Annotated in this window: 19 protein-coding genes; 8 read left to right on the top strand and 11 right to left on the bottom strand. The window is 74.8% G+C overall.

Features of this window, described 5'->3' with window-relative positions; translation table 11 throughout:
- The first annotated feature begins 18 nt into the window (after nucleotides 1–18).
- Entirely contained in the window at nucleotides 19–1,464 is a 1,446-nt protein-coding gene (locus AMOR_RS10910) for a DNA-3-methyladenine glycosylase 2 family protein (protein ID WP_248360931.1), read from the top strand.
- Nucleotides 1,461–1,970 carry a methylated-DNA--[protein]-cysteine S-methyltransferase gene (locus tag AMOR_RS10905; RefSeq protein WP_248360929.1) on the top strand — a complete coding sequence of 170 codons (510 nt, stop codon included), beginning with the start codon at nucleotides 1,461–1,463 and terminating at the stop codon, nucleotides 1,968–1,970. Before AMOR_RS10910 ends, AMOR_RS10905 begins: the two co-directional genes overlap by 4 nt.
- Nucleotides 1,971–2,100: 130 nt before the next feature.
- Here AMOR_RS10905 and AMOR_RS10900 read toward each other — a convergent pair whose 3' ends face one another.
- A complete protein-coding gene (locus AMOR_RS10900) occupies nucleotides 2,101–2,529 on the bottom strand; it encodes a CBS domain-containing protein (RefSeq protein ID WP_248360927.1) in 429 nt (142 codons plus the stop codon).
- A gap of 236 nt (nucleotides 2,530–2,765) precedes the next feature.
- On the opposite strand from AMOR_RS10900, the gene AMOR_RS10895 reads away from it, so the two are divergent.
- Nucleotides 2,766–2,981 (top strand): hypothetical protein, encoded by a 216-nt coding sequence (locus AMOR_RS10895; protein WP_248360925.1) that lies wholly within the window; start codon nucleotides 2,766–2,768, stop codon nucleotides 2,979–2,981.
- A gap of 62 nt (nucleotides 2,982–3,043) precedes the next feature.
- Here the strand turns inward: AMOR_RS10895 and AMOR_RS10890 are convergent, their stop codons facing one another.
- Genes AMOR_RS10890 through sucC form a run of 3 tightly spaced genes read right to left on the bottom strand, consistent with a single transcriptional unit; the run spans nucleotide 3,044 to nucleotide 5,465 of the window.
- Complete coding sequence (locus AMOR_RS10890; RefSeq protein WP_248360923.1) at nucleotides 3,044–3,280, bottom strand: hypothetical protein; 237 nt, start codon at nucleotides 3,278–3,280, stop codon at nucleotides 3,044–3,046.
- A 7-nt stretch (nucleotides 3,281–3,287) separates the two neighbouring features.
- Nucleotides 3,288–4,277, bottom strand: a complete 990-nt coding sequence (gene sucD / locus AMOR_RS10885; protein ID WP_248360921.1) for a succinate--CoA ligase subunit alpha — start codon at nucleotides 4,275–4,277, stop codon at nucleotides 3,288–3,290.
- Between the two features lie 21 nt (nucleotides 4,278–4,298).
- On the bottom strand, nucleotides 4,299–5,465 hold the full coding sequence (gene sucC, locus AMOR_RS10880) for an ADP-forming succinate--CoA ligase subunit beta (protein WP_248360919.1): 1,167 nt from the start codon (nucleotides 5,463–5,465) through the stop codon (nucleotides 4,299–4,301).
- 283 nt (nucleotides 5,466–5,748) lie between these two features.
- Here sucC and prpR point away from each other — a divergent pair, with 283 nt between their 5' ends.
- On the top strand, nucleotides 5,749–7,674 hold the full coding sequence (prpR, locus tag AMOR_RS10875) for a propionate catabolism operon regulatory protein PrpR (protein ID WP_248360917.1): 1,926 nt from the start codon (nucleotides 5,749–5,751) through the stop codon (nucleotides 7,672–7,674).
- 132 nt (nucleotides 7,675–7,806) lie between these two features.
- Nucleotides 7,807–8,469: an HAD family hydrolase gene (locus AMOR_RS10870; RefSeq protein ID WP_248360915.1), complete on the top strand. Its 663-nt coding sequence runs from the start codon at nucleotides 7,807–7,809 to the stop codon at nucleotides 8,467–8,469.
- On the opposite strand, the gene AMOR_RS10865 is transcribed toward AMOR_RS10870, so the two are convergent.
- The gene (locus AMOR_RS10865; RefSeq protein ID WP_248360913.1) at nucleotides 8,406–9,800 is read right to left on the bottom strand and encodes an SAM-dependent methyltransferase; all 1,395 of its coding nucleotides are present in this window, start codon (nucleotides 9,798–9,800) and stop codon (nucleotides 8,406–8,408) included. The genes AMOR_RS10870 and AMOR_RS10865 overlap by 64 nt on opposite strands.
- Nucleotides 9,801–10,081: 281 nt before the next feature.
- Here AMOR_RS10865 and AMOR_RS10860 point away from each other — a divergent pair, with 281 nt between their 5' ends.
- A complete protein-coding gene (locus AMOR_RS10860; protein WP_248360911.1) occupies nucleotides 10,082–10,999 on the top strand; it encodes a hypothetical protein in 918 nt (305 codons plus the stop codon).
- A 22-nt stretch (nucleotides 11,000–11,021) separates the two neighbouring features.
- Here the strand turns inward: AMOR_RS10860 and AMOR_RS10855 are convergent, their stop codons facing one another.
- Both AMOR_RS10855 and AMOR_RS10850 read right to left on the bottom strand, forming a co-directional pair.
- Nucleotides 11,022–11,384: a hypothetical protein gene (locus AMOR_RS10855; RefSeq protein WP_248360909.1), complete on the bottom strand. Its 363-nt coding sequence runs from the start codon at nucleotides 11,382–11,384 to the stop codon at nucleotides 11,022–11,024.
- 169 nt (nucleotides 11,385–11,553) lie between these two features.
- Nucleotides 11,554–12,282: an SDR family NAD(P)-dependent oxidoreductase gene (locus AMOR_RS10850; protein WP_248360907.1), complete on the bottom strand. Its 729-nt coding sequence runs from the start codon at nucleotides 12,280–12,282 to the stop codon at nucleotides 11,554–11,556.
- Between the two features lie 147 nt (nucleotides 12,283–12,429).
- Between AMOR_RS10850 and AMOR_RS10845 the strand changes: the two genes are divergently transcribed.
- Nucleotides 12,430–13,008 carry a DJ-1/PfpI family protein gene (locus AMOR_RS10845; protein WP_248360905.1) on the top strand — a complete coding sequence of 193 codons (579 nt, stop codon included), beginning with the start codon at nucleotides 12,430–12,432 and terminating at the stop codon, nucleotides 13,006–13,008.
- A gap of 36 nt (nucleotides 13,009–13,044) precedes the next feature.
- Here AMOR_RS10845 and AMOR_RS10840 read toward each other — a convergent pair whose 3' ends face one another.
- The 4 genes from AMOR_RS10840 to AMOR_RS10825 form a co-directional block, all read right to left on the bottom strand.
- Complete coding sequence (locus AMOR_RS10840) at nucleotides 13,045–13,761, bottom strand: glycoside hydrolase family 25 protein (protein WP_248360903.1); 717 nt, start codon at nucleotides 13,759–13,761, stop codon at nucleotides 13,045–13,047.
- Between the two features lie 165 nt (nucleotides 13,762–13,926).
- Nucleotides 13,927–19,467: an AAA domain-containing protein gene (locus AMOR_RS10835; RefSeq protein WP_248360901.1), complete on the bottom strand. Its 5,541-nt coding sequence runs from the start codon at nucleotides 19,465–19,467 to the stop codon at nucleotides 13,927–13,929.
- Nucleotides 19,468–19,469: 2 nt separating this feature from the next.
- Nucleotides 19,470–20,675 carry a M48 family metalloprotease gene (locus tag AMOR_RS10830; RefSeq protein WP_248360899.1) on the bottom strand — a complete coding sequence of 402 codons (1,206 nt, stop codon included), beginning with the start codon at nucleotides 20,673–20,675 and terminating at the stop codon, nucleotides 19,470–19,472.
- 155 nt (nucleotides 20,676–20,830) lie between these two features.
- On the bottom strand, nucleotides 20,831–21,985 hold the full coding sequence (locus AMOR_RS10825; protein WP_248360897.1) for a hypothetical protein: 1,155 nt from the start codon (nucleotides 21,983–21,985) through the stop codon (nucleotides 20,831–20,833).
- A gap of 28 nt (nucleotides 21,986–22,013) precedes the next feature.
- Between AMOR_RS10825 and AMOR_RS10820 the strand changes: the two genes are divergently transcribed.
- Nucleotides 22,014–22,316, top strand: a complete 303-nt coding sequence (locus tag AMOR_RS10820; RefSeq protein ID WP_248360895.1) for a hypothetical protein — start codon at nucleotides 22,014–22,016, stop codon at nucleotides 22,314–22,316.
- Nucleotides 22,317–22,748: the final 432 nt, after the last annotated feature.

The raw sequence follows: 22,748 nt of genomic DNA, 5'->3' as shown, positions 1-22,748 counted from the left end.
CGGGGTAGGGAAGGCGGCGTGACCCTGGAGGCGAACACCTGCTATCGCGCCCTGTGCGCCCGGGACGCCCGGTTCGACGGGCTGTTCTTCGTCGGCGTCTCGACGACCGGCGTGTACTGCCGGCCGGTGTGCCCGGCGCGGACGCCCGGGCGGGACCGGTGCCGGTTCTTCCGGACCGCCGCCGAGGCGGAGCGCGACGGGTTCCGCGCGTGCTTCCGGTGTCGCCCGGAGCTCGCGCCGGGCGGCGCCCCGGTCGACGCGCTCCCGCGCCTGGTCGCGTCGGCCGTCGCGCGGATCGCCTCGGGGCGGCTCGACGGCGGCGCGGTCGACGGCCTCGCCGCGGAGCTCGGCGTCTCGGATCGACACCTGCGGCGCGCGATGACCGCGGCGCTCGGCGTCTCGCCGATCGACGTCGCGCAGACGCGCCGGCTCGCCGTCGCGAAGCAGCTGCTCCACGACACGGCGCTCCCGCTCGCCGAGGTCGCGCTCGCGAGCGGCTTCGCGAGCGTGCGCCGCTTCAACGCGCTGTTCCGGGCTCGCTTCGGGCGGCCGCCGTCGGCGGTGCGGCGCGAGCACGGGAGCGGCGAGGACGGCGCCATCGCCCTCCGTCTCGACCACCGGCCCCCGCTCGACTGGGCCGCGCTGCTCGCGTTCCTCCGGCCGCGGGCGACCCCAGGGGTCGAGTCGATCGAGGGCGGCGTCTACCGGCGCACCGTCGCGATGGGCGGGCGCGCCGGCTGGATCGCGGTGCGCCCGGAGCGCGGCCGTCCGGCGCTCCGCGTCGAGGTCGCGCCCGCGCTCGCCGGCGCGCTCGTCGACGTCGCCGGCCGGGTCCGGGCGCTCGCCGACCTCGACGCACGGCCTGCCGCGATCGACGCGCACCTCCGGCCGGATCGCCTCCTCGGGCCGCTCGTCGCGCGTCACCCGGGCCTGCGCGTGCCGGGTGCGTTCGACGGGTTCGAGGTCGCGGTCCGCGCGGTGCTCGGCCAGCAGGTCTCGGTGCGCGGCGCGACGACGATCGCCGGGCGGCTGGTCGAGCGGTTCGGCGCGCCGGTCACGGCCCCGGTGCCGGCGCTCCGGAGGCTCTTCCCCGCCGCGGAGGTGCTCGCGGCCGCGACGGAGCGCGACGTCGCGACGCTCGGGATGCCGGGCGCCCGCGCGCGCACCGTGATCGCCCTCGCCCGGGCGGTGGCGCGGGAGGGCCTCCGCCTCGACCGGCTCGCGGACCCGGAGGAGACGGTCGCGCGCCTCGAGGCGCTGCCCGGGATCGGACCCTGGACCGCGCAGGTCGTGGCGCTCCGCGCGCTCGGATGGCCCGATGCGTTCCCCGCAGGGGACCTCGGGCTCCGGGCGGCGCTCGGCGGCTCCGAGCGCGAGGCGCTCCGGCGCGCCGAGCGGTGGCGACCCTGGCGCGCCTACGCCGCGCTCCACCTGTGGACCCTGCTCACGGAGGAACGACCATGACCCGACACGCGCTCTCGATGCCCTCGCCGCTCGGCACGATCACGCTGGTCGCGAACGACGATGCCCTCGTCGCCGTACACCTCGGGGACGAGGCCGCCTCGTCCGCGGTCGCGGCGCAGGCCGCGCCGGCTCACCCGGTGCTCGAGCGCGCCCGGGAGCAGCTCGCGGAGTACCTCGCCGGCCGGAGGACCGCGTTCGAGCTCCCGCTGCACCTCGGAGGCACGGACTTCCAGCGCGCGGTCTGGACGGCGCTCCGCGCGATCCCGTTCGGCGAGACGCGCACCTACGGCGAGCTGGCGCGCACCGTCGGCCGCCCCGCGGCGGTCCGCGCCGTCGGCGCCGCGAACGGCCAGAACCCGCTCGCGATCGTGGTGCCATGCCACCGGGTGATCGGCGCCGACGGCACGCTCACCGGCTACGCCGGCGGGCTCGCGCGGAAGCGGTGGCTGCTCGCGCACGAGGCGGCGCCGGTCCCGGGTCCGCTGTTCGACCGCGCGCGGCGGTGACGCGCGGCGGCGCCGGCGAGTCGGCCACGTCGCCGCGAGCAGATCGGCGAGGTCGGCCCGCTCCGGTCCCAAAGCCGCCGGCGCCCGGGCAGCGCCACGCGAAGGCGCTGCCCGGTGGCCGGCGGTGCCGTCAGTGCGTCGCCGACGGCTGATCGCTCTTCACCTGCTGCAGCGTCGCGCCCGCCGACTGCTCGCTCTCGATGTCGGCGATGTCGGCGAGGCTGATGACGCCCTTCAGCTTCCCGTCGTCGTCGCAGACCATGATCCGCGACTTGCGCTTCTCGCGCATGAGCCGCTCGGCGTCCTGCACGTCCGCGCCGAGCCGGCAGCTGATCACGCCCCGCGACATGAAGGACTGCACCTTCTCGTCCGGCGACCGCCCGTCGGCGAGCACCCGGACCGCGAGGTCGCGGTCGGTGATCGCGCCGATGGGCCTCTCGTGGTCGTCGCAGATCGGCATGAATCCGATGCTCTCGTCCCGCATCACCCGCGCGCAGTCGCGGACGGAGTCGTCCGCCCTGCAGCCGGTGGCGCTGCTCATCAGCTCCTCCACCCTCATGGCATCCTCCTCGCCGGCCGGCGCCCCGTCGCGCCGGCGTCCGTGCTCCCCGGGGCACCGCGGGCCGACCGTGCGGCCGCGCGCCGGCGGCGTACCTCGGCTGCCTCGTCCCGATGGAACATCCACAAGATGGGGATGGCGGCCGCGCCAGGCCAATGCGCCGGCCGTCCGGCCGGGCCGGGCGGCTCGCTCCTCCGCGGGCGCGGCGCACCCCTAGGTTTCGGACGGAGGCACCCATGCCCGACGACAAGCCTCGCATCCCGATCACCGACGAGCCCGGCCTGGCCGGCGGGCCGGGCCCGGCGCCGCCCGGCATCGCCGACGAGACCCCGCTTCCCTACCCGGCCGCGCCCGAGACGCCGGAGGTGCCGCGCCCGCGCTGGTCCGGCGGCGAGAACGAGAAGCCGCCCGAGGGCGAGCCGGACGAGCCGGGCGACGCCCCGCGGCGCTGACCGCGCGCCCGGCGCGAAGAGCGCCGAAGCGCCAGGGAGTGCCGGGGCTCCCCCCTCGCCGCTCAGGGCGGCGGTCGCCCGCCCCTGCGGGCGGCGGCGGCGCGCACGAGCTTCTCGACGATCCTCCTCCGGCGCGCGCGGACGGTGGCCGCGGCGCGTCCGCTCACCGCGGCCGAGAGCGCCGGCTCGAGGCCGAGGGCCATGCAGAGCGCCTCGGCGCGCTCGACCCGCGTGAGCGGCACGCCGGCGAGTTGCTCCGCCAGGAGCCGCTCCAGCGTCGCGACGTCCGGTCGTCCCACCGGGCGCTCACTCCTCGTCGAGGTCGAGGTCCGCCGATCGCGCCGCGCGCGCCGGCACGACGGCGGTCCCGCCGGCGCCACGCCGCTCGCGGTCGCGCCGGGCCTGGGCCCGCCGGCGCGGCGCGGCGAGCACGTCCTTCATGGTCTGGCCGAGGAGGTGCGGGCCGTCGCACAGCGTCACGCCGGCGCGCGCGAGCGCCTCGAGCTTGGCGGCCGCGGTCCCGCTCCCGCCGGAGATGACGGCGCCCGCGTGGCCCATCCGCTTCCCGGGCGGCGCGGTGCGTCCGGCGATGAACCCCACCACCGGCTTCGACATGTGGCCAGCGATCCACGCGGCCGCGGCCTCCTCCTCGGCGCCGCCGATCTCGCCGATGAGGATCACCGCGTCCGTCTCCGGATCGCGCTCGAACAGCCGGAGGCAGTCGATGAAGTCGGTCCCGTGCACGGGGTCGCCGCCGATGCCCACGGCGGTCGACTGCCCGAGGCCGAGCGCCGAGAGCTGGTGCACGGCCTCGTACGTGAGCGTGCCGGACCGGGAGACGATGCCGACGCGCCCGGGGCGGTGGATGTGCCCGGGCATGATCCCGATCTTGCACTCGCCGGGCGTGATCACGCCGGGGCAGTTCGGGCCGAGGAGGCGCGTGCCGGGGCGATCCGAGAGGAAGCGCTTCACGCGCACCATGTCGAGGATCGGGATCCCCTCGGTGATGGCGACGACGAGCTCGAGCCCGGCGTCCGCCGCCTCCAGGATCGCGTCCGCCGCGTAGGGCGGCGGCACGAAGATCACCGACGCGGTGGCGCCGGTCTCCCGGACCGCCTGCTCGACGGTGTGGAAGACGGGCACCGCGCCCTCGAAGCGCGTGCCGCCGCGGCCCGGCGTGACGCCGGCGACGACGCACGTGCCGTAGTCCAGCATCTGCTCGGCGTGGAAGCTGCCCGCCGATCCGGTGATGCCCTGCACGAGGAGCCGGGTCCGCCGGCCCACGAGGATGCTCATGGCGTTCTCCTGGTCCTGGGGTCAGGCGGCCCGGGCGGCGGCGACCGCCTTGCGGGCGGCGTCGCCGAGGTCGTCGGCGGGGATGGCGAGGACGTCGCTCGCGGCGAGGATCTCCTTGCCGAGCTCGACGTTCGTGCCCTGCAGGCGCACGACGAGCGGGATCCCGAGGCCGACCTGCTTCGCGGCCGCGACGATCCCGTTCGCGATGACGTCGCACTTCATGATCCCGCCGAAGATGTTCACGAGGACGGCCTTCACGTGCGGGTCGGCGAGCAGCAGCTTGAACGCGGCCTCGACCTTCTCCTCGTCGGCGCCGCCGCCCACGTCGAGGAAGTTCGCCGGCGCCCCGCCCGCGAGGCGGATCACGTCCATCGTCGCCATCGCGAGGCCGGCGCCGTTCACCATGCAGCCGATGTCGCCGTCGAGGGCGATGTACGCGAGGTCGTGATCCTTCGCGTCCGCCTCGCGCGGATCCTCCTCGGCGGGATCCCGCATCGCGGCGATCTCCGGGTTCCGGGCGAGCGCGTTGTCGTCGAACGTCATCTTCGCGTCGAGCGCCAGGACCTCGCCCGTCACCGTGAGGACGAGCGGGTTGATCTCGGCGAGCGACGCGTCGGTCGCGGCGTAAGCGCGGTGGAGCGCCGTCGCGAACCGCACGAACGCGTCGACGGACTCGCCGACGAGCTCGAGCCCGAACGCGAGGCGGCGCGCCTGGTACGGCGTCAGCCCGGTGAGCGGATCGACGGCTTCGCGGAGGATCCGCTCCGGGTGGTTCCTCGCGACATCCTCGATGTCGACGCCACCTTCCGACGACGCCATGACCGCGACGCGGCCGCGCTCGCGATCGAGGGTGATGCCGAGGTAGAGCTCGCGCGCGATGCGACAGCCCTCCTCGACGTAGACCTTGCGGACCTCCTGTCCTTCGGGCCCGGTCTGCGCGGTCCGGAGGACCGAGCCGAGCATCAGGGCCGCGTGCTGGTGCGCCTCCTCGGGGGAGCGCGCGAGCTTCACGCCGCCGGCCTTGCCGCGGCCGCCCGCCTGGATCTGCGCCTTCACCACGCAGATGCCGCCGCCGAGCTGCTGCGCCGCTCCCTCCGCCTCGAGCGGGGTCGTCGCGAGGTAGCCCCGCGGCACCGCCACGCCGAAGCGGCGCAGGATCTCCTTCGCCTGGTACTCGTGGATCTTCACGCTTCCCTCCGGGTTACGGGGCCATGGGTTCGGCCGCTGGATCCGGCGCGCCACGCGCTGCCGGTCCACCGTGCCCTGCGCGCCCGGCGCTCTCCGCGCCGTGCGACAGGGCGCATCGCAAGGCGCGCGCCAGCGCGCGCGGGGGCGCTCCCGGCGCCGGCGCGGAACGTCGACCAGGCGCCAAGTGCCCGTCGCGACAGGGACCCCGGGCCAGGGGAGGAACTGCGTCGCGCGGGTGGCGCCCTTCCGTTTCCGGAACGGATGTGTTCCGATTCCGGGACACATGCCCCAGCCCCGGGACCGCAAGCCCATCCTCTGGGCGTTCAGCCTGAGCCGCCTGAACGACCTCCTCGAGCGCGTCGTCCCCTCCTACGCCGGGCGCGCGCACATCCGGGTCTTCGACAAGGGGTTCGACGAGGCGGTGGAGGTCGCGCGGACGCTCATGCGCGCCGGCGAGGAGGTGGACGTCATCATCTCCGCCGGCGCGAACGGCGCGTTCCTGAAGAAGCGCGCCACGGTGCCCGTGGTGACGATCCAGCCCACCGGCTTCGACGTCCTCCAGGCGCTCGCGAAGGCGCGGCGGCTCTCCCGCCGGGTCGCGATCGTGAACCACGGCCAGGTGACGCCCGAGCTCGAGCACTTCAAGAGCCTGTACGGCCTCGAGATCGAGCAGCGCGCCTACGAGACGGTCGAGGAGGCCGACGCTTGCGTCCGCGAGCTCGCGAAGAAGGGCATCGAGGTGATCGTCGGGCCGTCGGCGGTCACCGAGCTCTCGGAGCGGGCCGGCCTCCGGTGGATCTTCCTCTACTCGCAGACCGCGGTCTGCGAGGCGATCGACCGCGCCATCGAGATCGCGCGCGCGACGCGGGTCGAGGACGCGAAGCGCGAGCGCGTCGACGCCATCCTCCGGCATCTCGCGGAGGGCGTGGTCGCCGTCGACCGCGAGCACCGGATCCAGTCGATCAACCCGGCGATGGAGCGGCTCCTCGGCATCTCCGCGGAGCAGGCGATCGGGGTCCCCCTCGCGCGCGTCGCGCCAGCGCTGAGCCTCTCGCGGGTGCTCGACGGCGGGGACGCGGAGCTGGAGAAGATCGAGCGGCTCGGGCGGCGGACGCTCGTGACGAACCGGATCCCGATCCAGGAGCAGGGGGTCCGGACGGGCGCGGTGCTCACCTGCCAGGACGCGAGCGCCATCGAGCGCGTCGACCGGAGCCTCCGCTCGCAGCACCGCCCGCGGCGGTTCGAGGCGCGCCACCGCCTGTCCGACATCATCGGTCGCTCCGACGCGATCCGACGCACCCGGGCCCTCGCGGAGCGCTACGCCCGGACCGACGCGACGGTGCTCGTCACGGGCGCGAGCGGCACCGGGAAGGAGCTCTTCGCGCAGGGGATCCACTCGGCGAGCCGCCGCGGGGATCGCCCGTTCGTCGCGGTGAACTGCGCGGCGCTGCCGGAGACGCTCCTCGAGTCCGAGCTGTTCGGCTACGAGGAGGGCGCCTTCACCGGCTCCCGGCGCGGGGGAAAGCCGGGTCTCTTCGAGGCGGCCCACACCGGCACGATCTTCCTCGACGAGGTGGGCGACATGCCGCTCGCGCTCCAGACGCGCCTGCTGCGCGTCCTCCAGCAGCGCGAGGTGCTCCGCCTCGGCAGCAACGATCCGACACCCATCGACGTCCGTGTCGTGGCCGCGACGAACCACGACCTCGCCGCGCGCGTGGAGGAGGGCGCCTTCCGCGAGGACCTCTACTACCGGCTCAACATCCTGCGGCTGCACCTGCCGCCACTCGCCGCCCGCCCCGAGGACATCCCGCTCATCGCCACCCACCTGCTCGAGCGCGCCCTCGAGCAGCACGGCGCCCTCGCGGCGCGGGACCGGGCGCTCAGGGCGATCCTGCCGCGCCTCGCCGCCCACGCCTGGCCCGGGAACGTGCGCGAGCTGGAGAACGTCCTCGAGCGCGTCGCGGTGCTCTACGCCGAGCCGGACGGCGGCGAGGTCGACGCGCGGGAGCTGCGGGTCGTGGTGCCGGAGCTGTTCGAGGGCCGGCGCCGGCCGAGCGGCGGTCCCACGCTGCGCGCCGCCCGGCGTGGCCACGAGCGCGCGCACATCCAGCGGGTCCTCGAGGAGTGCGGGGGCAACCAGGCGGCGGCGGCCCGGCGGCTCGGCATCGGCCGCACCACGCTCTGGCGCAAGCTCGGCTCCCCGGAGTGACCTCCGGCCCTCGAAGGGGCCGCGGACGCCCCGACGGCCCGCACCTCCGGATCCGGCGTCCGCTCTACAACCTGTCCCGCCGCGGCCTCGAGCGCGACGCGCGCGCCGGGGCCACGAGCGGGGGAGGCCGCCATGCGCGCGCTCATCTTCGATCTCGATGGCACCCTCGTCGACACGGTGTACGCCCACGTCTTCGCGTGGCAGCTCGCGCTCGCCGAGGCAGGCCTGCCCATCGACGGCTGGCGCATCCACCGCCGGATCGGGATGAGCGGCGGCCTCTTCACCCGGGCGGTGGCGCGGGAGGTGGGACACGCGCTCTCGCCCGAGCAGACGCGCTTCCTCCAGGATCGGCACGGCGAGCTGTTCCGGACCCTGCTCCCGACGCGGCGCACGCTGCCCGGCGCGGTGACGCTGCTCGCACATCTCAGGGCGGCGGGCGTGCCGCACGGGATCGCGACCTCCGGCCGCCGACCGGAGATCGACGGATCGCTCGCGGCGCTGGAGGTTCCGGACGACGCGGTGGTCGTCGAGCGGCGCGACGTCCGCCACGCGAAGCCGGCGCCGGACCTGTTCCTCGAGTGCCAGCGGCGGCTCGGGGTCGCCGTCGAGGAGTGCTACGTGGTGGGCGACGCGGTCTGGGATCTCCTCGCCGCCCGGCGCGCCCGGATGCTGGGTGTCGGGCTGCTCACCGGTGGCTACGGCCAGGACGAGCTGCTCGCGGCGGGCGCGTATCAGGTGTACCGCGATCCCGCCGAGCTCGATGCCGCGCTCGACGAGCTGGGCGTGCTGCCCTGACCCGCCGCGCGCGGCTCCGCGTACCACCCGCCGCGCGTGAGCGGCAGCCCGCTCCGGCCGCCCTCGGGCTTCACGTACACGGCCTGGTAGATGGTGTTCTGGCCGCGCTCGAAATCGGCCGCTGCCCCAGCCATGTACAGCCGCCACACCCGGTAGCGGGTCGTGCCGACCACCCGCTCCGCCTCGGCGCGCCGGGCCTCGAGGCGCGCGAGCCAGCTGTGCAGGGTGAGCGCGTAGTGCTCCCGGAGCGACTCGACGTCGCGGAGCTCCAGGCCGGCCTCCACCGCCGCTGCGGCGGTCTCGTGCAGGAATGGTAGCTCGCCGTCGGGGAACACGTACTTCTGCAGGAAGCTGCCCTCGCGGAAGAGCCTCGCGCGGAGCCCGTCGTCGCGAGGCACCGCCGGCGCGATCCCGTGGTTCAGGAAGAGGCCGCCAGGGCGGAGCAGCTCGGCGGCCCGCCGGAAGTAGGTGGGCAGCTGCGCGACGCCGACGTGCTCGACCATCCCGACGCTCACGACCTTGTCGAACGGCTCGGCGCGCAGCGCGCGGTAGTCCGCCACCTCCACGCGGCATCGAGAGGCGAGCCCGCGGGCCGCGATCCGCTCCCGCGCGAGCTCCGCCTGGGCGGGGCTGAGCGTGACGCCCAACGCGGTGACGCCGTGGTGCTCGGCGGCCCACGTCACGAGCCCGCCCCAGCCGCAGCCGACGTCGAGGAGGCGGTCTCCGGGCGCCAGCCTGAGCTTGCGGCAGACGAGCTCGAGCTTCGCCTCCTGCGCCGCGTCGAGCGTGGTGGTGGGCTCGGGGAAGTAGGCGCACGAGTAGACCATCCGGGCGTCGAGCCACAGCGCGTAGAAGTCGTTCCCGGCCTCGTAGTGGTGGCGCACGGCGTCGGCGTCGCGCCCGAGCGTGTGCTTGCGGCCCCTGAGGCGAGCGGCGCCGGAGCGGGGCGCGGCCGGCGCGGCGTGCCGGAGGAGCGCGGGCACGAGCGGCGCGAGCGTGAGGAGGTCGCGCGGGCCGAGCCGGAGGCGGTCCCGGAGCGAGATCGCCGCCACGAGATCGCCCTCCACGTCCCAGTCGCCGCGCACGAACGCCTCCGCGACGGTGAGCTCCCCGGGCGGCCAGAGCATGCGGAGGAGCGACGCCGGGTGCGTGAGCACCAGCACGAAGCGGGGTGCGACGCCCGCGGTCGCGGGTAGCACCTCGCCGGTCCAGAGCCGCACGGCGAAGTCGCGCGTCGCGAGCGGTGCGAAGAGCGCTTCGAGCGCCCGGAGCGTCGCTCCGCCGCCCACTGCCGGGACCCGTTGCCTGACCGCCCGCGCCGGCGTCGCCATGCCGTCCCTCCTCCCTGCCCGAGGGCTATCGCCCGGACCGCGGGTCCGGCCGCTCCCTTGCGGGTTCTCGTGCGGCGGGGCAGGCGGACCCGCGACGCGCCGCGAAAGGGACCGCCGCCCGGCGCACGGTGGCCGCGCGCGACCCACCGGCGACCCGCCGAGCGCCCCGACGTGAGTTGCAGGCCGTCCGGGGCACCTTACGGACAGCAGCCTCGCCCTGCCCCGTGCGCCCGGCGCAGGGGCAGGCGTCTCGCCGGGCGACGCCCGGACAAGGAGCCGTCATGCGCACCGTTCACCGGACGTTCACGCTCGCCGCTGCGCTCGCGGCCCTCTCCTGCGGAGGCACGGGGCAGGACACCTCGACGAGCACGACCAGCGAGGCGCTCGACGCGCAGTCATCGCACGAGCCGCCGATGCTCGGCATCCACTGGGCGCGCGGCGAGGCGGGGGGCCAGGCGTCCACCTCACCGCTCATGACCTGGCACGGCGGCGCGATCCTCACGACCACCGCGGTCCAGGCGATCTTCTGGGGGACGAGCTGGAGCTCGGCGTCGTTCGTGGGCGACAAGATCGGCGGCATCGACACCTTCTACGGCGGCATCGGCGGGTCGAGCTACGCCGGGACGAACACCGAGTACGACGGCACGAACGGCCTCGTCACGACGGCCGTGTCGTACGGCGGCTCGCAGGTGGATTCGAGCCCGGCCCCGAGGCAGGCGCCGAAGACGAGCACGATCCTGAACGAGGTCTGCGCGCGGATCTCGAACCCGGTCGCGAACGGCTTCTACCCGGTCTACGTCGACACGCCGCGCGGCCACACGCGCTACTGCGCGTGGCACTCGTACGGAACGTGCAACGGCGTCCCGGTGCAGTTCGGGTTCTTCTTCCACCTCGACGGCGACCCGGGCTGCGATCCCCAGGACACCTCCGGCCTCCACTCGCAGGGGCTCGCGGCCCTCGCGAACGTGAGCGGGCACGAATTCTCCGAGACGATGACCGACCCGAGGAACGGCGGCTGGTACGACTCGAGCGGGAGCGAGAACGCCGACAAGTGCGCCTGGACCTTCGGCGCGCCGCTGCTCACGTTCTCCGACGGCACGCAGTGGAAGGTCCAGGGCAACTGGTCCAACGCCGCGTACAGCGCGGGCACGGGCTACCCGAACGGCGCCGGTCAGGACGGCTGCATCGGCACGAAGTGACCTTCGTGACGGACGCGGGCGCTCAGCGCGAGAGGAGCCAGGCCTTCGCGGCGGTCGCGTCGTCGAAGAGCTCGACGGGCGCGCGGTAGAGCGTCTTCACGCCGTTGAAGACGACCTTCTTCATGCCCGTGATCCCGACGAGCGCGTTCGCCTTGAGGTAGGGCTGCACCGTCGAGACGAACCGCTCCATCTCGAGGACGGTGGCCGGATCGAAGCGGACGCTCTCGAGGAGCGTGAGGGCCAGCACCGCGCCGCGCGGCGACGCGGTGATGACCCTCTGCGCGTCCTGGATGATCGGCGCGAAGGTCCCCGGCGTGCAGCCGTTGAAGTCGATCTGCACGATCTGCTTGCCCGCGTGGGAGGTGAGCGTGACCCGGTCCGCCATGGGCGCGTCGACCGTGCATGACGCGGTCCGCGGGCGCGGTGCGGCGGGAGGGCATACGCACCGGACTCCACGCGCGTATTCGGCGCCGCGCCGGCGGTGGCGGGCGGGGCCGCTCGGACCCACGGGTCCGCCCGTCGCGCGGGGCGCGCGGGCATGCACCGTCACGGTATCACGTGAAGTACACCCCGCCGTTCACCTGGACCGTCTGCCCGGTGACGTACGCGTTCGAGACGAGCGCGACGGCGAGCTCGGCCACCTCCTCCGGGCGCCCGAAGCGGCCGACCGGGATGCGGTCCGGCCGGGCGCGCGGGTTCGAGCCGATCATCTCGGTCTCCACCAGCGCGGGTGCGATCACGTTCGCGGTGATCCCCTCCGGCGCGAGCCGGGAGGCGTACGCGTGGGCGAGCCCGACGAGCGCCGCCTTCGAGGCGGCGTAGTGGGGGCCGATGATGCCGCCCACCTGCGCCGCGGTGGAGGAGACGTACAGCAGGCGGCCGAAGCGCCGCCGGCGCATCGCTGGCAGCACCGCCTGCGTCGCGAGGAACGGCGCGCGGAGGTTCACCGCCAGCGTCCGGTCGAAGAGCGCCACGTCGAGGCCATCGAGGTCCGCGGCTTCGCCGATGCCCGCGTTCGACACCAGCACCTCGACCTCGCCGAGCGCGGCGGCGGCCTCGCGGACGAGCCGGGACACGTCCGCCTCCACCGCGAGGTCGGCCTGGATCGCGACGGCGCGCCGGCCGCGTGACCGGAGCTCGGCCGCGACCGCCTCGGCGTCGGCCGCCCGCGACCGGTACCCGACGGCGACGTGCGCGCCCGCGCCGGCGAGCGCGACCGCGATCGCCCGGCCGATGCCGCGATCGGCGCCGGTGACGAGGGCCACCCGATCCCGAAGAGTCATCCCGTCCTCCGCTCGCGTCACGTCCACCCGTGCCTCCGCCCCCTCCGCGCGCCCCCGGGCGGGCGGTGCGCGACCGGACGCTCACGCCCCGGGACGGAGTTGAGCGTCCCGGCGGGGAGGGCTAAGCCCCGCACACAGGAGGTCGACATGGCGAAGAAGATCCTCATGCTCGTCGGGGACTACGTGGAGGACTACGAGGTGATGGTGCCGTTCCAGGCCCTGCAGGCGGTCGGCCACCAGGTGCATGCCGTCTGCCCGAAGAAGAAGGCCGGAGAGAAGGTGCGCACCGCCGTCCATGACTTCGAGGGCGACCAGACCTACAGCGAGAAGCGGGGCCACGACTTCGCGCTCAACGCCACCTTCGACGACGTGAAGGCGCAGGACTACGACGCCCTCTGCATCCCGGGCGGCCGCGCGCCCGAGTACCTGCGGCTCGACGCGCGCGTGCTCGACGTGGTCCGGCACTTCGCGCAGGCGCAGAAGCCCATCGCCGCGATCTGCCACGGCGCGCAGCTCCTCGCCGCGGCGGGCGTCGTGAAGGGACGCCTGGTCTCGGCCTACCCGGCCTGCGCCCCGGAGGTCCGCGCCGCCGGCGGCGAGTACGCCGAGGTGGCGATCGACCAGGCCGCGGTGGACAAGAACCTGGTGACCGCGCCGGCCTGGCCGGCTCACCCGGAGTGGATCTCCAAGTTCCTGTCCGTGCTCGGTACGAAGATCACCACGTAGCAGAAGGCGCTGGCGGGCGACCGCGTCGCCTCGCGCTCACGGGCGCGCGAGCACGTCGCGGTCGCCGCGCGCCGCGTTCAGGTCCACCGGCCCGGAGATCCCGGCCACGCGGCCCCGCGGCCAGAACTGCCAGATGACCCACGCGTGAGGCGCGACGACCACGGGCTCCCGGAGGACGTCGCGCATCCAGAGCGGCGGGGAGAGCTCGCGGCCGCGGACGAAGAGGTCGTAGGACTCGGCCGTGGCGTACAGGATCGGGCGCTTCCCGGTCCCGCGCTCCACCTCCGCGAGCCAGCTCGCCACCTCCCGCGTGACCTCGTCCCGGGACGGCCTCCGCGCGCAGCTCCCGCCCAGCTCGAGGTCCAGGGCGGGCGGGAGCGCGTCCGCATCCCGGGGCACCGCCGCGAGGAAGTGGCGCGCCTGCTCGGCGCCGGGCCGGCAGAACGAGAAGAAGTGGTACGCGCCGACGCGCAGCCCGGCGCGCCGCGCCTCGCGCCAGTTGTCCAGGAACCGGGGATCCGTGAAGTCGCCGCCCTCGGTCGCCTTGAGGTACGCGAACCGGAGCCGCCGCTCGGTGGCGACCTTCGCCCAGTCGATGGCCCCCTGGTGATGCGAGACGTCGATGCCCCAGGCGTCGTAGCGGTGAGCCGCGAGCGGGTGGACGGGGAGCCATCCGCGGGCGACGCCCAGCGCCGCGACGGCGAGCGCGATCGCGCCGAGCGTGATTCCCCCGATGGCCGCTTTCCTCCGCACGACCGCTCACCGAAGCAAGGCGCGTGCCCTCGTCGCGCGTGGGTCGGCGCGAGCGGGCCTGGCCCGCTCCGCGGCGGCGGCGACGCGCCGGCCGCGCGAGCGCGGCTGGCGTGACACGGACGGCGTTGGCCGGGCGGACGCAGCCCGCGGCGCCAGGCCTCGGTCCTATGCGGCCCCGGCCGCCTCGCCCTTCTCGACGTACCCCTTCGCGAGCTTCTCGCGAACGAGCCGCTCGGCGGTGCGGGCCGCCGTCGCCGGATCCGCGAAGAGCTTCTGCTGCGTCTGCCCGGTCGTGCCCAGGCGCCCGAAGCGGACGGTGACGGTGCTCCCGGCGACGGCGACCTCCCAGAACTTGCGCGACGCGCCGCCGACGAGCTCGAACCGACGCGTGCCGGAGGCGGGCGCGCTCGCCGGCGCCGTCGCGGCGGGAGCGGCCTCCGGCGGCGCGAGCAAGGCCGGGGCCGGCGGAGCCGGCTGCGCCGCCTCGATGGCCGCGTCCAGCTCGGCCCAAGGGTCCTCGAGCTCCTCGCCGGCCGCGTCGTCCGCCGGCGGCCCGTCGCCCTCCTCGATCCGCCGCACCAGGTCGTCGATCACCGCCTCGCGCCGCCGGTACCAGTCGGACGAGAGGACGTGCGCGACCTGCCAGCCGAAGGCGCGCAGGAGCTCGGGGCGCATCAGGTCGCGCTCGAGCAGGTCGTCCTGCCGGTAGTGCTCGTCCGTGTCGACGAGGATGCCCAGGCGGTGGCGCTGCTCGCCGTGGCGGCGCACGGCGAGGTCGCACCGGAAGTGCGACATCCCCACGCGCTCGTCCACCGCGTACCCGCGCTCCCCGAGGGCGGCGGCGAGCTGGCGGACCACCGCGCCCCGGCGCTCCTCGAGGGGCTGGGCGAGGTCGCGCCACACGGCGAGCTCGCGCAGCACGCGCTCGCCCGCGGCGGCGTCGCCGGCCGAGGCGGCCTCCGCGTAGCGCAGGTAGCTCTTCAGGCAGGCCGCGCCGTCGTTGTAGTCGTTCGTGATCTCCGCGTGCCGGATCGAGCTGACGAGGCACATGTGGTGCTTCGCGCGCGAGAACGCCACGTTGAGCCGCTTCTCGCCTCCGCTCTGGTTGATGGGGCCGAAGTTCATCCGCATCTTGCCGTCCGGCGCGCGCCCGTAGCAGACGCTCAGGATCACGACGTCCCGCTCGTCGCCCTGGATGTTCTCGAGGTTCTTCACGAGCAGGCCGACGAACTGCCCGTCCTCCTCGCGCTCCCACTCCGCCTCGAGCCGCTCCGCGAAGACCTTGTCCTCGGCCGCGAGCGCGGAGAGGGCGCGCTCGATCTCGCCCTGCTGCGCCTCCGAGAAGGCGATGACGCCGATGCTCCGCCGCTCCGGGCTCGCCAGGAGCCCGCGGACGAGGTGGGCGACGTACGCGGCCTCGGCCTCGTTCCGCCGGCTCTCGTAGGTGCCGTGCTCGAGCAGGTGGAAGCTGAGCGGACGGTCGAGGAGCCGCGCCACGTTCGCGTCGCCGTCGGCGGGATCCCGGGCGAGCGTCTCGCCGCGCCCGGCGGCGGCGAGCCGGTCGTCGGGGACGGTGAGCAGGCGCCCCTGGTAGAAGGCCCAGTTCGAGAACCCGATCAGCGACTCGGAGCGGCTGCGGTAGTGCCACCCCAGCATGCGCGCGGGGAGGTTCTTCGCCGCGTGCCCGAGGAAGCTGTTCGCGGAGAGGTCGTACTCGAACACCTGCCCGCCGTCGCCGACGAGCAGCCCCTCCTCGTCCTCGACGTCGCCCTTCGCGGAGAAGAAGTCCGTGGGCGGGAGCTGCATCTCGTCGCCGACCACGATCGCCTGGGGCGCGCGGAAGATCGACGGCACGGCCGACTCGAGCGTGATCTGGCTGGCCTCGTCGAAGATGACGACATCGAACGCGTCCGGGCGGAGCGGCAGCGTGTCCGAGACGCTGAGCGGGCTCATCAGCCACACCGGCTTCAGGTCGAACACGACGGGGCCCGAGTCGCCGGCGACGAGGTCCCGGATCGACTTGTGCCGCATGACCTTCCCGAGCTCGTGCTCGAGGTCGCGCCGGCCGCGGTTGTAGGCGGCCTTGAACTCCTTCTGCTCGCGGGTCAGCTCGGCCGCCGGCAAGGACGAGATCCGCACCCGCTCCAGGAAGGCCTCCCGCGCCCGCTCCAGCACCGCGCCCGCGTTCGCCTCCTGCCACAGCGCGGCGAGCCTCGAGAGCTGCCGCAGGTGCCGCTCGCGGGCCGCGCCGTCGAGGCGGTGGAGCGCGCGATCCGCCTGGAGCAGCTCGTCCACGCAGCGGCCCACGATGGCCGCCTCGAGCTGGCGCGCCGTGAGCCGCCGGGTGCGGAACGCCGCGCCGAGGCGCGGCGGCAGCCGCGCGAGGAGGCCCAGCGCGTGGAGCGCGCCGCCGAGCGCCGGGAGCGCGCGCTCCATGGCGCGCAGGAGCTCGCCGAGCGAGGCGAGCCCCTCGTCGCGGAAGTCCACCAGGAAGCCGTCCAGCGTCGCGCGGAGCGCCTCGGCGGTGGCCCGCGTCCCCGCGATCGCGCTCACCACCTCGGCGCAGCGCGCCGAGCGGACGACCTCGTCGTGCAGCGGGCGGAGCGTCCGCGGGAGCTCCCGCAGGCGGCGCCGCGCGGCCTCGACCTGCTCGACCACCTCGTCGAGCGGCTCGTCGACGCCGAGCTCCTCCCGGCCGGCGCGCTCGGCGGCGGCGAGCGCCGCCTCGGCGGCGTGCTCGGCGCCGAGGGCCGCGAGGACCTGCGACCACCGGGGCCGGACCGCGTGCTGCGCGAAGGCGTACCGGCTCCGGAGCACCTTCCGGAGCCGCCACCACGCAGGCCGGAACACCGACGTCCACCGTCCCTCGAGCGCGGTCGCGAGGGCGAGGGCCGTCGCGACCTCGTCCGGCGGGAGCTTCTCCGTCCAGAGCCGGGTCCCCTCGCGGGCCCGGGCCAGCGCCTCCCGCGCCGCCGCGAGCGCCTGGCGCGCCCGGGCGAGCCGGCGCGACCCGTCGCTCCGCTCGTCGAGGAGCGACGTCAGCTCGCGGCGGGCCAGCCACTCGACGTCGGCGGCCCACGCGCCGAGGGCGAGCGTGTCCTCGAGCCTCTCCCGGTGGCGCTCCGGCACGCCCGCCGCGTCGAGCGCGCCGCGGAGCTCCTCGAGCTGCGCGAGCGCCGCCGCGACGGCGGACGCGACGAGCCGCGCCGGCCGCTCGTCGCCGACGACCGCCGGGCCGAGCAGGCGGAGCGGGTGGCGGGCGAGCACGCCGTCGGGCTGGAGCTCGCCGATCGCCGTGACGAGCGCCTCGACGGCCTCGAGGTTCGAGGCCCAGTCCGCGTAGGGCGGGAGCGCCTCCCGGTCGGCGGCGGAGAGGGTGGTCGCCTCGGGGAGGAGCTCGACGGCCCGCTCGAGCGCCGCGCGGAGCGGCACGCCGGCGGCGGCCGGCGCCGCGCGCATGGCCCGGTCGAACGCCTCGAGGGGCTCGAGCTCGCGGCGGAGCGCGTCCAGCAGCGCCGCGCGGCGGTCGCGCCAGGTCCGACGGGACGCGGCGGGATCCGCGAGGAGGCCCTCGTAGGTCGCCTTGAGGTCCTGGATGAACTCCTTCTTGTCCGCCTGGGAGTCGTGGATGAGGCAGCAGAGCGCGTGCAGCCCCTGCTGCCGCAGGCGGGCGTAGACCACGTCGATGGCCGCGCGCTTCTCGCAGACGAAGAGCACCCGCTTCCCGCGGAGGACGTAGTCGGCGATCAGGTTCGTGATCGTCTGCGACTTCCCGGTGCCGGGAGGACCCTGGATGATGTAGCTCGCGCCGGTCCGCGCGTAGCCGATCGCCGACGCCTGGGTCGGGTCGCAGGCGACCACGTGCCAGCGCTCCGCGAGCGGCGGCGCGCGAGGCGCCTCGCGCTCGACCGGGCGCGGCGCGAGCGAGAAGACCGCGTCGAACGCCTCGTTCGGCGCGCCGTCCGCGAGCAGCTCCGCGTAGTCGCGGACGAGCGTCATCTTCCGGTACTTGAAGTTGCCGAGGGTGACGCGGCAGAGGTCGAAGTCCCAGTGGTACGGGTTGTCGTCGGTCGCCTCGCGGAGCGCGTAGAAGCGCTTCTCGCGGGCGTCGACCGGTGCGTCCGCCTCGGCGGGCGGCGCCGCCCAGCTCCGGGGCGCCGGGCGCTCCTCGAGGATGGTCCGGAGGTGCGTGGGGCGCGGCTTCACCCGGGCCCGGAACAGCGCGAGCCCGAGCGGGTGGAAGTTGGCCGGGTCGTAGCTGTAGTCGACGTCGAGGAAGCTCCTGACGCTCCGGCCGGCCAGGCGCGCGGAGCGGCGGTAGCGGTCGAGGCGGCGCCGGGCGAGGTCGTGGATGAGATCGATGCGGGGGCGGTCCACCTTCCGCAGCGTGACCCCCGGCTCGCTGGCGGCGATGCGCGCCGCGAGGTCCTCGAAGAGCGCGTCGAGGGAGGTCTCGGCGAGGTCGAGCGAGGCGGGCAGCTCGATCCCGTGGAGCTGCCGGAACAGGTGGCGCACGGCGGGGTTCACCTCGGCCTCCGTGCCGAGGGGCTGCAGCCACCACGAGTCGCGCACGCCCTTCTTCTTCACCAGGCGCACCGGCAGGAGCACGAGCGGCGAGTCGTAGTGCTCGGCGGGCGTCTCCTTCAGGTTCGCCCAGCGCAGGAAGCAGAGCGCGAGGCGGAGCTGCTCGAACCCGAACTCGGCGGCGTCGCGCCGCGCGTCGGAGCGGACGCGGTCGAGCACGCTCGGGAGGTACACCTGCTCGGCGAAGTCGAGGTGCCGGTTCAGGGAGACCGGCTCCCCCGCGGAGACGGAGCGCGCGAAGCCGCCGGACCACGTGAGGAGCTGGTCGGGCCGGATGTTCCGGACGTCGAAGGAGAGCGGCACCGAGGCGTGGGTCAGGTTGACGGAGCCGAGGGTGCTGCGGAAGTGGAGGAGCCGGTTCCGCCGCGAGAGCTCGAAGAGCCGCTCCTGGAGCGTGCCCAGGATGACGGGCCGCTTCGCGCGCCCGGTCGCGGCGGCCTCTGCGCTCGCGAGGTCGAAGTCGAAGTCGACGCTCTGGTCGCGGTGGTGCTCCAGGGCGTGCAGCAGCGTCGCGAGCTCCTGCGGGCGGTCGCGCCTCGAGAGCTCGGTCATCTTGACGATGGCCTTCGCGAGGACCGGGTGGAGGCGCGGCTGCAGCCGGAAGAGATTCCGCCGGTTCGAGACGAACGCCTCGAGATCGTCCGGCTCGGCGAGATCGAGGCCGCAGGCGAGGCTCGCGAGCACGAGGCCGAGCGAGAACACGTCCGAGACCGGATCGTGGTGGCCGACGACGTGCTCCCAGCAGACCCAGCCCGGGAGGTAGACCGGGCGCGTGAGGGCCTGGTCCCGCGCGCCGAGCTCGAGGTCGACGGCCTTTCCGCCGCCGCCCTCCACGTCGATCGTCCGCCGCTGGTCGGAGAGCACCTCGACGCCGGCCAGCGGACGATCGAGCCGCTGCACCTCGCCCGTGGCGCGGGACGGCTTCTGCGCCTGGCTCTCGTGGAACCAGATCCGGACGCCCTCGACCTGGAGCGCCGCCACGCCGTCGAGCGGCGCGACGAGGCCGGCGGCGTGGGCATCGGCGACCTGGCGCGCGAGGGAGAGGAAGCTCGCGAGGGCGTCCTCGGTCGAGAAGCCGCCCGCCTCGAGCCGGGCGCGGAGGAACTCGTGGAAGGTGGCCATGGCTAGGCGTCCTCCGCCGCGGCCTTCGCGACCATGGCAGCAGCGCCGGCCTCGAGCGCCTCGAGCTGCTTCTTCTTGAGCCCGAGCTCCTTCGCGGCGATCCGGCGGAAGCGCTCGCCGAGGCCGAGCTCGTCCGAGCGGAGCAGCGCGGCCGCGAGCGGCGCGTCCTCGAGGTCGCGATCGGCCGTCGCGAAGTCGAGGATGACGTAGCACCAGTAGTCGAGCAGCTTCTCGTCGCCCGTCGCGAGGTCCGCCGCGAGGCTGGCATCCGCCCCCGGCGACGGCTCGAAGTCCTCGAAGAAGAGGCGCGCGTGCGCGAGCAGCGGCTCGGTCCGGAGCCACGCGGGACCGAGCAGCGCCGCGACGAGCCGGCGCGTGAGCGAGGCGATGTCCCGCTGCCCGAGCAGATCCAGCTCGGCCAGCGAGGCGGGGCCCTCGATGACGGTCCGGAGCTCGGCGGCGCCGCGCTCCGGCGCCTCGGCCCACAGCCTCAGCGCCCGCGCGCGGACGAACGTCTCGGGGTGGGTCACGCCCTCCGTCTGCGGGTGGCCCTTCCCGAAGATCTCGTCCGCCTGGCGGAGGTAGCTCTCGGCGGACACCTCGGCGATGCCGGTCTCGATCTTCACGAGGGCGGACACGGCCGCGGCCAGATCGCCGGAGGCGAGGTGCGCCCCGCGATCGCAGTAGACCTCGGTGTACAGGCCGAACCGCCGCGCCGTCGCGGCGTGCGCCGCCTCCGAGGCCGCGTCGTGGGTCATCGCCTGGAGGATCTGCGAGGCGACCAGGTACTCCCTCCAGCGATCGAGCAGGAGGAAGTGCAGCAGCTCGTGCCCGAGGACGGCGCGCAGCTCGAGCGGCGTGAGGCGGTCCGTCACCGGCCCGTGGAGCACGAGGTGCACCTCGCCCGGAACGTAGGCGAGCGAGGCGTTCAGGCCCGCCGACCCTTGGGCCTGGTAGAGCGTGAGCGGCGCGGCGAGGCCCAGCGTCCCGGCGACGTCGCGCGCGGCGGAGTGCAGCGCAGGGTGCGCGTCGGGGTCGAGCCGGTAGGTGGACTTGAGGAGCTCGAGCCGGACCGCCTCGCCCTGCTCGGCGCGGAGCTTCTCGGCGGAGAACCACTCCCACAGCTCGGCCTCGTTCGCCTCGAGATGCCGGACGACGTCCACGTGGTAGGGGAGCGGCTCGAGCGGGAGCTGGGGGAGCGAGGTCATGGCGGGATCCGTGCGGTGGCAGGCAGGCGCACCATGCCTTACCAGCGCGGTGGACCATTGTACCGTGCCGCTTCCGGTGAAAGGATCAGCGGGCCGGCGGCGGCACGACCCCCGTGCCGCCCGAGGGTGCCGCGCCTCGATGTCGGAACCCCGCGCTACCGGCAGAAGCCGCCCGGGTCGAGCCGTCCGGAGCAGCAGGCCGTCGCGTCGATACCCGGGTTCTGTCCGGCCTTCAGGCAGCACGTGTGCGTGGTCGTGCTGCAGGCCTGGGAGGCGTACGTGCCGGTCCCGTAGCAGCAGTCGGTGTCCGCGGTGCAGCTGGCCCCGAACTGGACGCAGCAGCGGAGCGGGTTCCCGCCGCAGGAGCCGGTGCAGCACTCCTCGTCGCTCCAGCAGCTCGAGTCCTTCGCGCGGCAGCAGACCGGCTTGGCCGGCGTTCCGGTCGCCGGGACCTGACAGAGATCGCCCGCCTCGCAGCAGTCCGCGGCGGAACCGCAGGCATCGCCGGGCGTGGGGCAGCAGGTGTTCGCGCCGGTGGAGACGGCGCCGCCGCAGACCGGTCCGGCGAAGCCGAAGGTTCTGGCGTAGGCGCGCCCGCAGCAGTCGCCGTCCTTCGCGCACTCACCGTACTGGGGTGCGCAGGCGCACTGACCGTCGGCTCCGCACACGCCGCTGCAGCACTCGGCGCCGGTGGTGCACGACCCGTAGTGCTGGCAGCACCGGTTCGCCAGGCACTCGTCCCCCACGGCGCACTCGTCGGGCGAGGCGCAGGCCTGGCCGGGCGACCTCCGGCACGTGTAGTAGCTGCCGCTGCCCGGGTAGTCGCAGGTGAACCCGTCGCAGCAGCCGGCGCCGCTCGCGGGGTAGCAGATGGCGTTCAGCTCGCCGCAGCAGGTCGCGGCCGTTCCGCCGGAGGGGACGCGACAAGCGTGATCCGGGCCGCACTGGGCTCCGTCGGTGCACGCGACGCCCGCCTGCTTGAAGCAGCCGCGCGTTCCCGGATCGCAGGTGAGGCCCTGGTTCGGGCAGCAGTCGCCGTACGGATCGCACGCGACCTTGCCCGGACCCGAGTTGGTCCAGTCGAGACACGCCTCGCACGCGTGCGGGCTGTCCACCTCGCCGAAGCAGACGAGCCCGCTGCAGCAGATCGCGCCCGCGCCCGACTCGCAGCTCCCACCCGCGGACGTGCAGCACTGTCCGGTGAAGCCGGAGCCGTGGGCCGAGCAGGAGCCGCTCCCGCACTCCGCGTCGAGGTAGCAGCCCCCGCCGTCCACGACCGAGCCGGTGGCCGGGTGGCAGGCGTGGTTCACGCAGGTGGACCCCGGGCAGCAATCCTCGTTGCCGAAGCACGTGGCGGCGAAGCCGCCACAGGCGCAGGTCCGGGTGCCGTACGCGTCGCAGGTGAGGCGCAACGGCGAGCGGCAGCAGTCGCCGTTGTCGCTGCACGGGCTGCCGAGATCGCTGCAGCCCCCGGCCCGGCACTGGCCCGCCGCGCAGTACGTGCCGGAGCAGCACTGGGCGTCGCTGGTGCAGGCGTCGCCCGCGGCCCGGCAGATCGGCTGGCAGGTGCTCCCCGACGTCCCCGCGGTGCAGGCGAGCCCGGAGCAGCAGTCCGAGGTCGCCGCGCACGCGCCGCCCTGAGGCGCGCACGCGACCGCGCCGCAAGTCCCTCCGGCGCACACGCCGCTGCAGCACTCGGTCGCCGCGAGGCAGCTTCCAGCCGACTTGCAGCCCGGCGTGCCGGCCGAGCCCGAGCCGGAGCTGCAGCCGGCGACGAGGAGGAGGATGGCCGAGGCGAGGGACAGGACGCGGCAGGACATGGCGCGGAGTAGAGCAGCGCCGCCCCCGATCGCCCTTGATCGCAGCTAAGAGCGACCGGCGAGCCGCTGCACTCAGGTTCTCGAACAGTGAATTCGGATCGTGCGCGTCGGTTCGCACCTCTGCGCCCGGCGCGCAAACCATCACTCGCGGTGAATGTCTCCTGCGTCCAGGACCGTGGCCCGCCGGATACTCCAGAGCGGATTCTCCAAGAGGCGCGCTGACGCGGCGCGCCGCAACGCCAGTTCCCATGAG

Origin of the sequence: Anaeromyxobacter oryzae (assembly GCF_023169945.1) — a bacterium.
Taxonomy (GTDB): domain Bacteria; phylum Myxococcota; class Myxococcia; order Myxococcales; family Anaeromyxobacteraceae; genus Anaeromyxobacter; species Anaeromyxobacter oryzae.
Note: the sequence above shows the minus strand (reverse complement) of the source record. Positions and strands in the feature narration are given on the sequence as shown.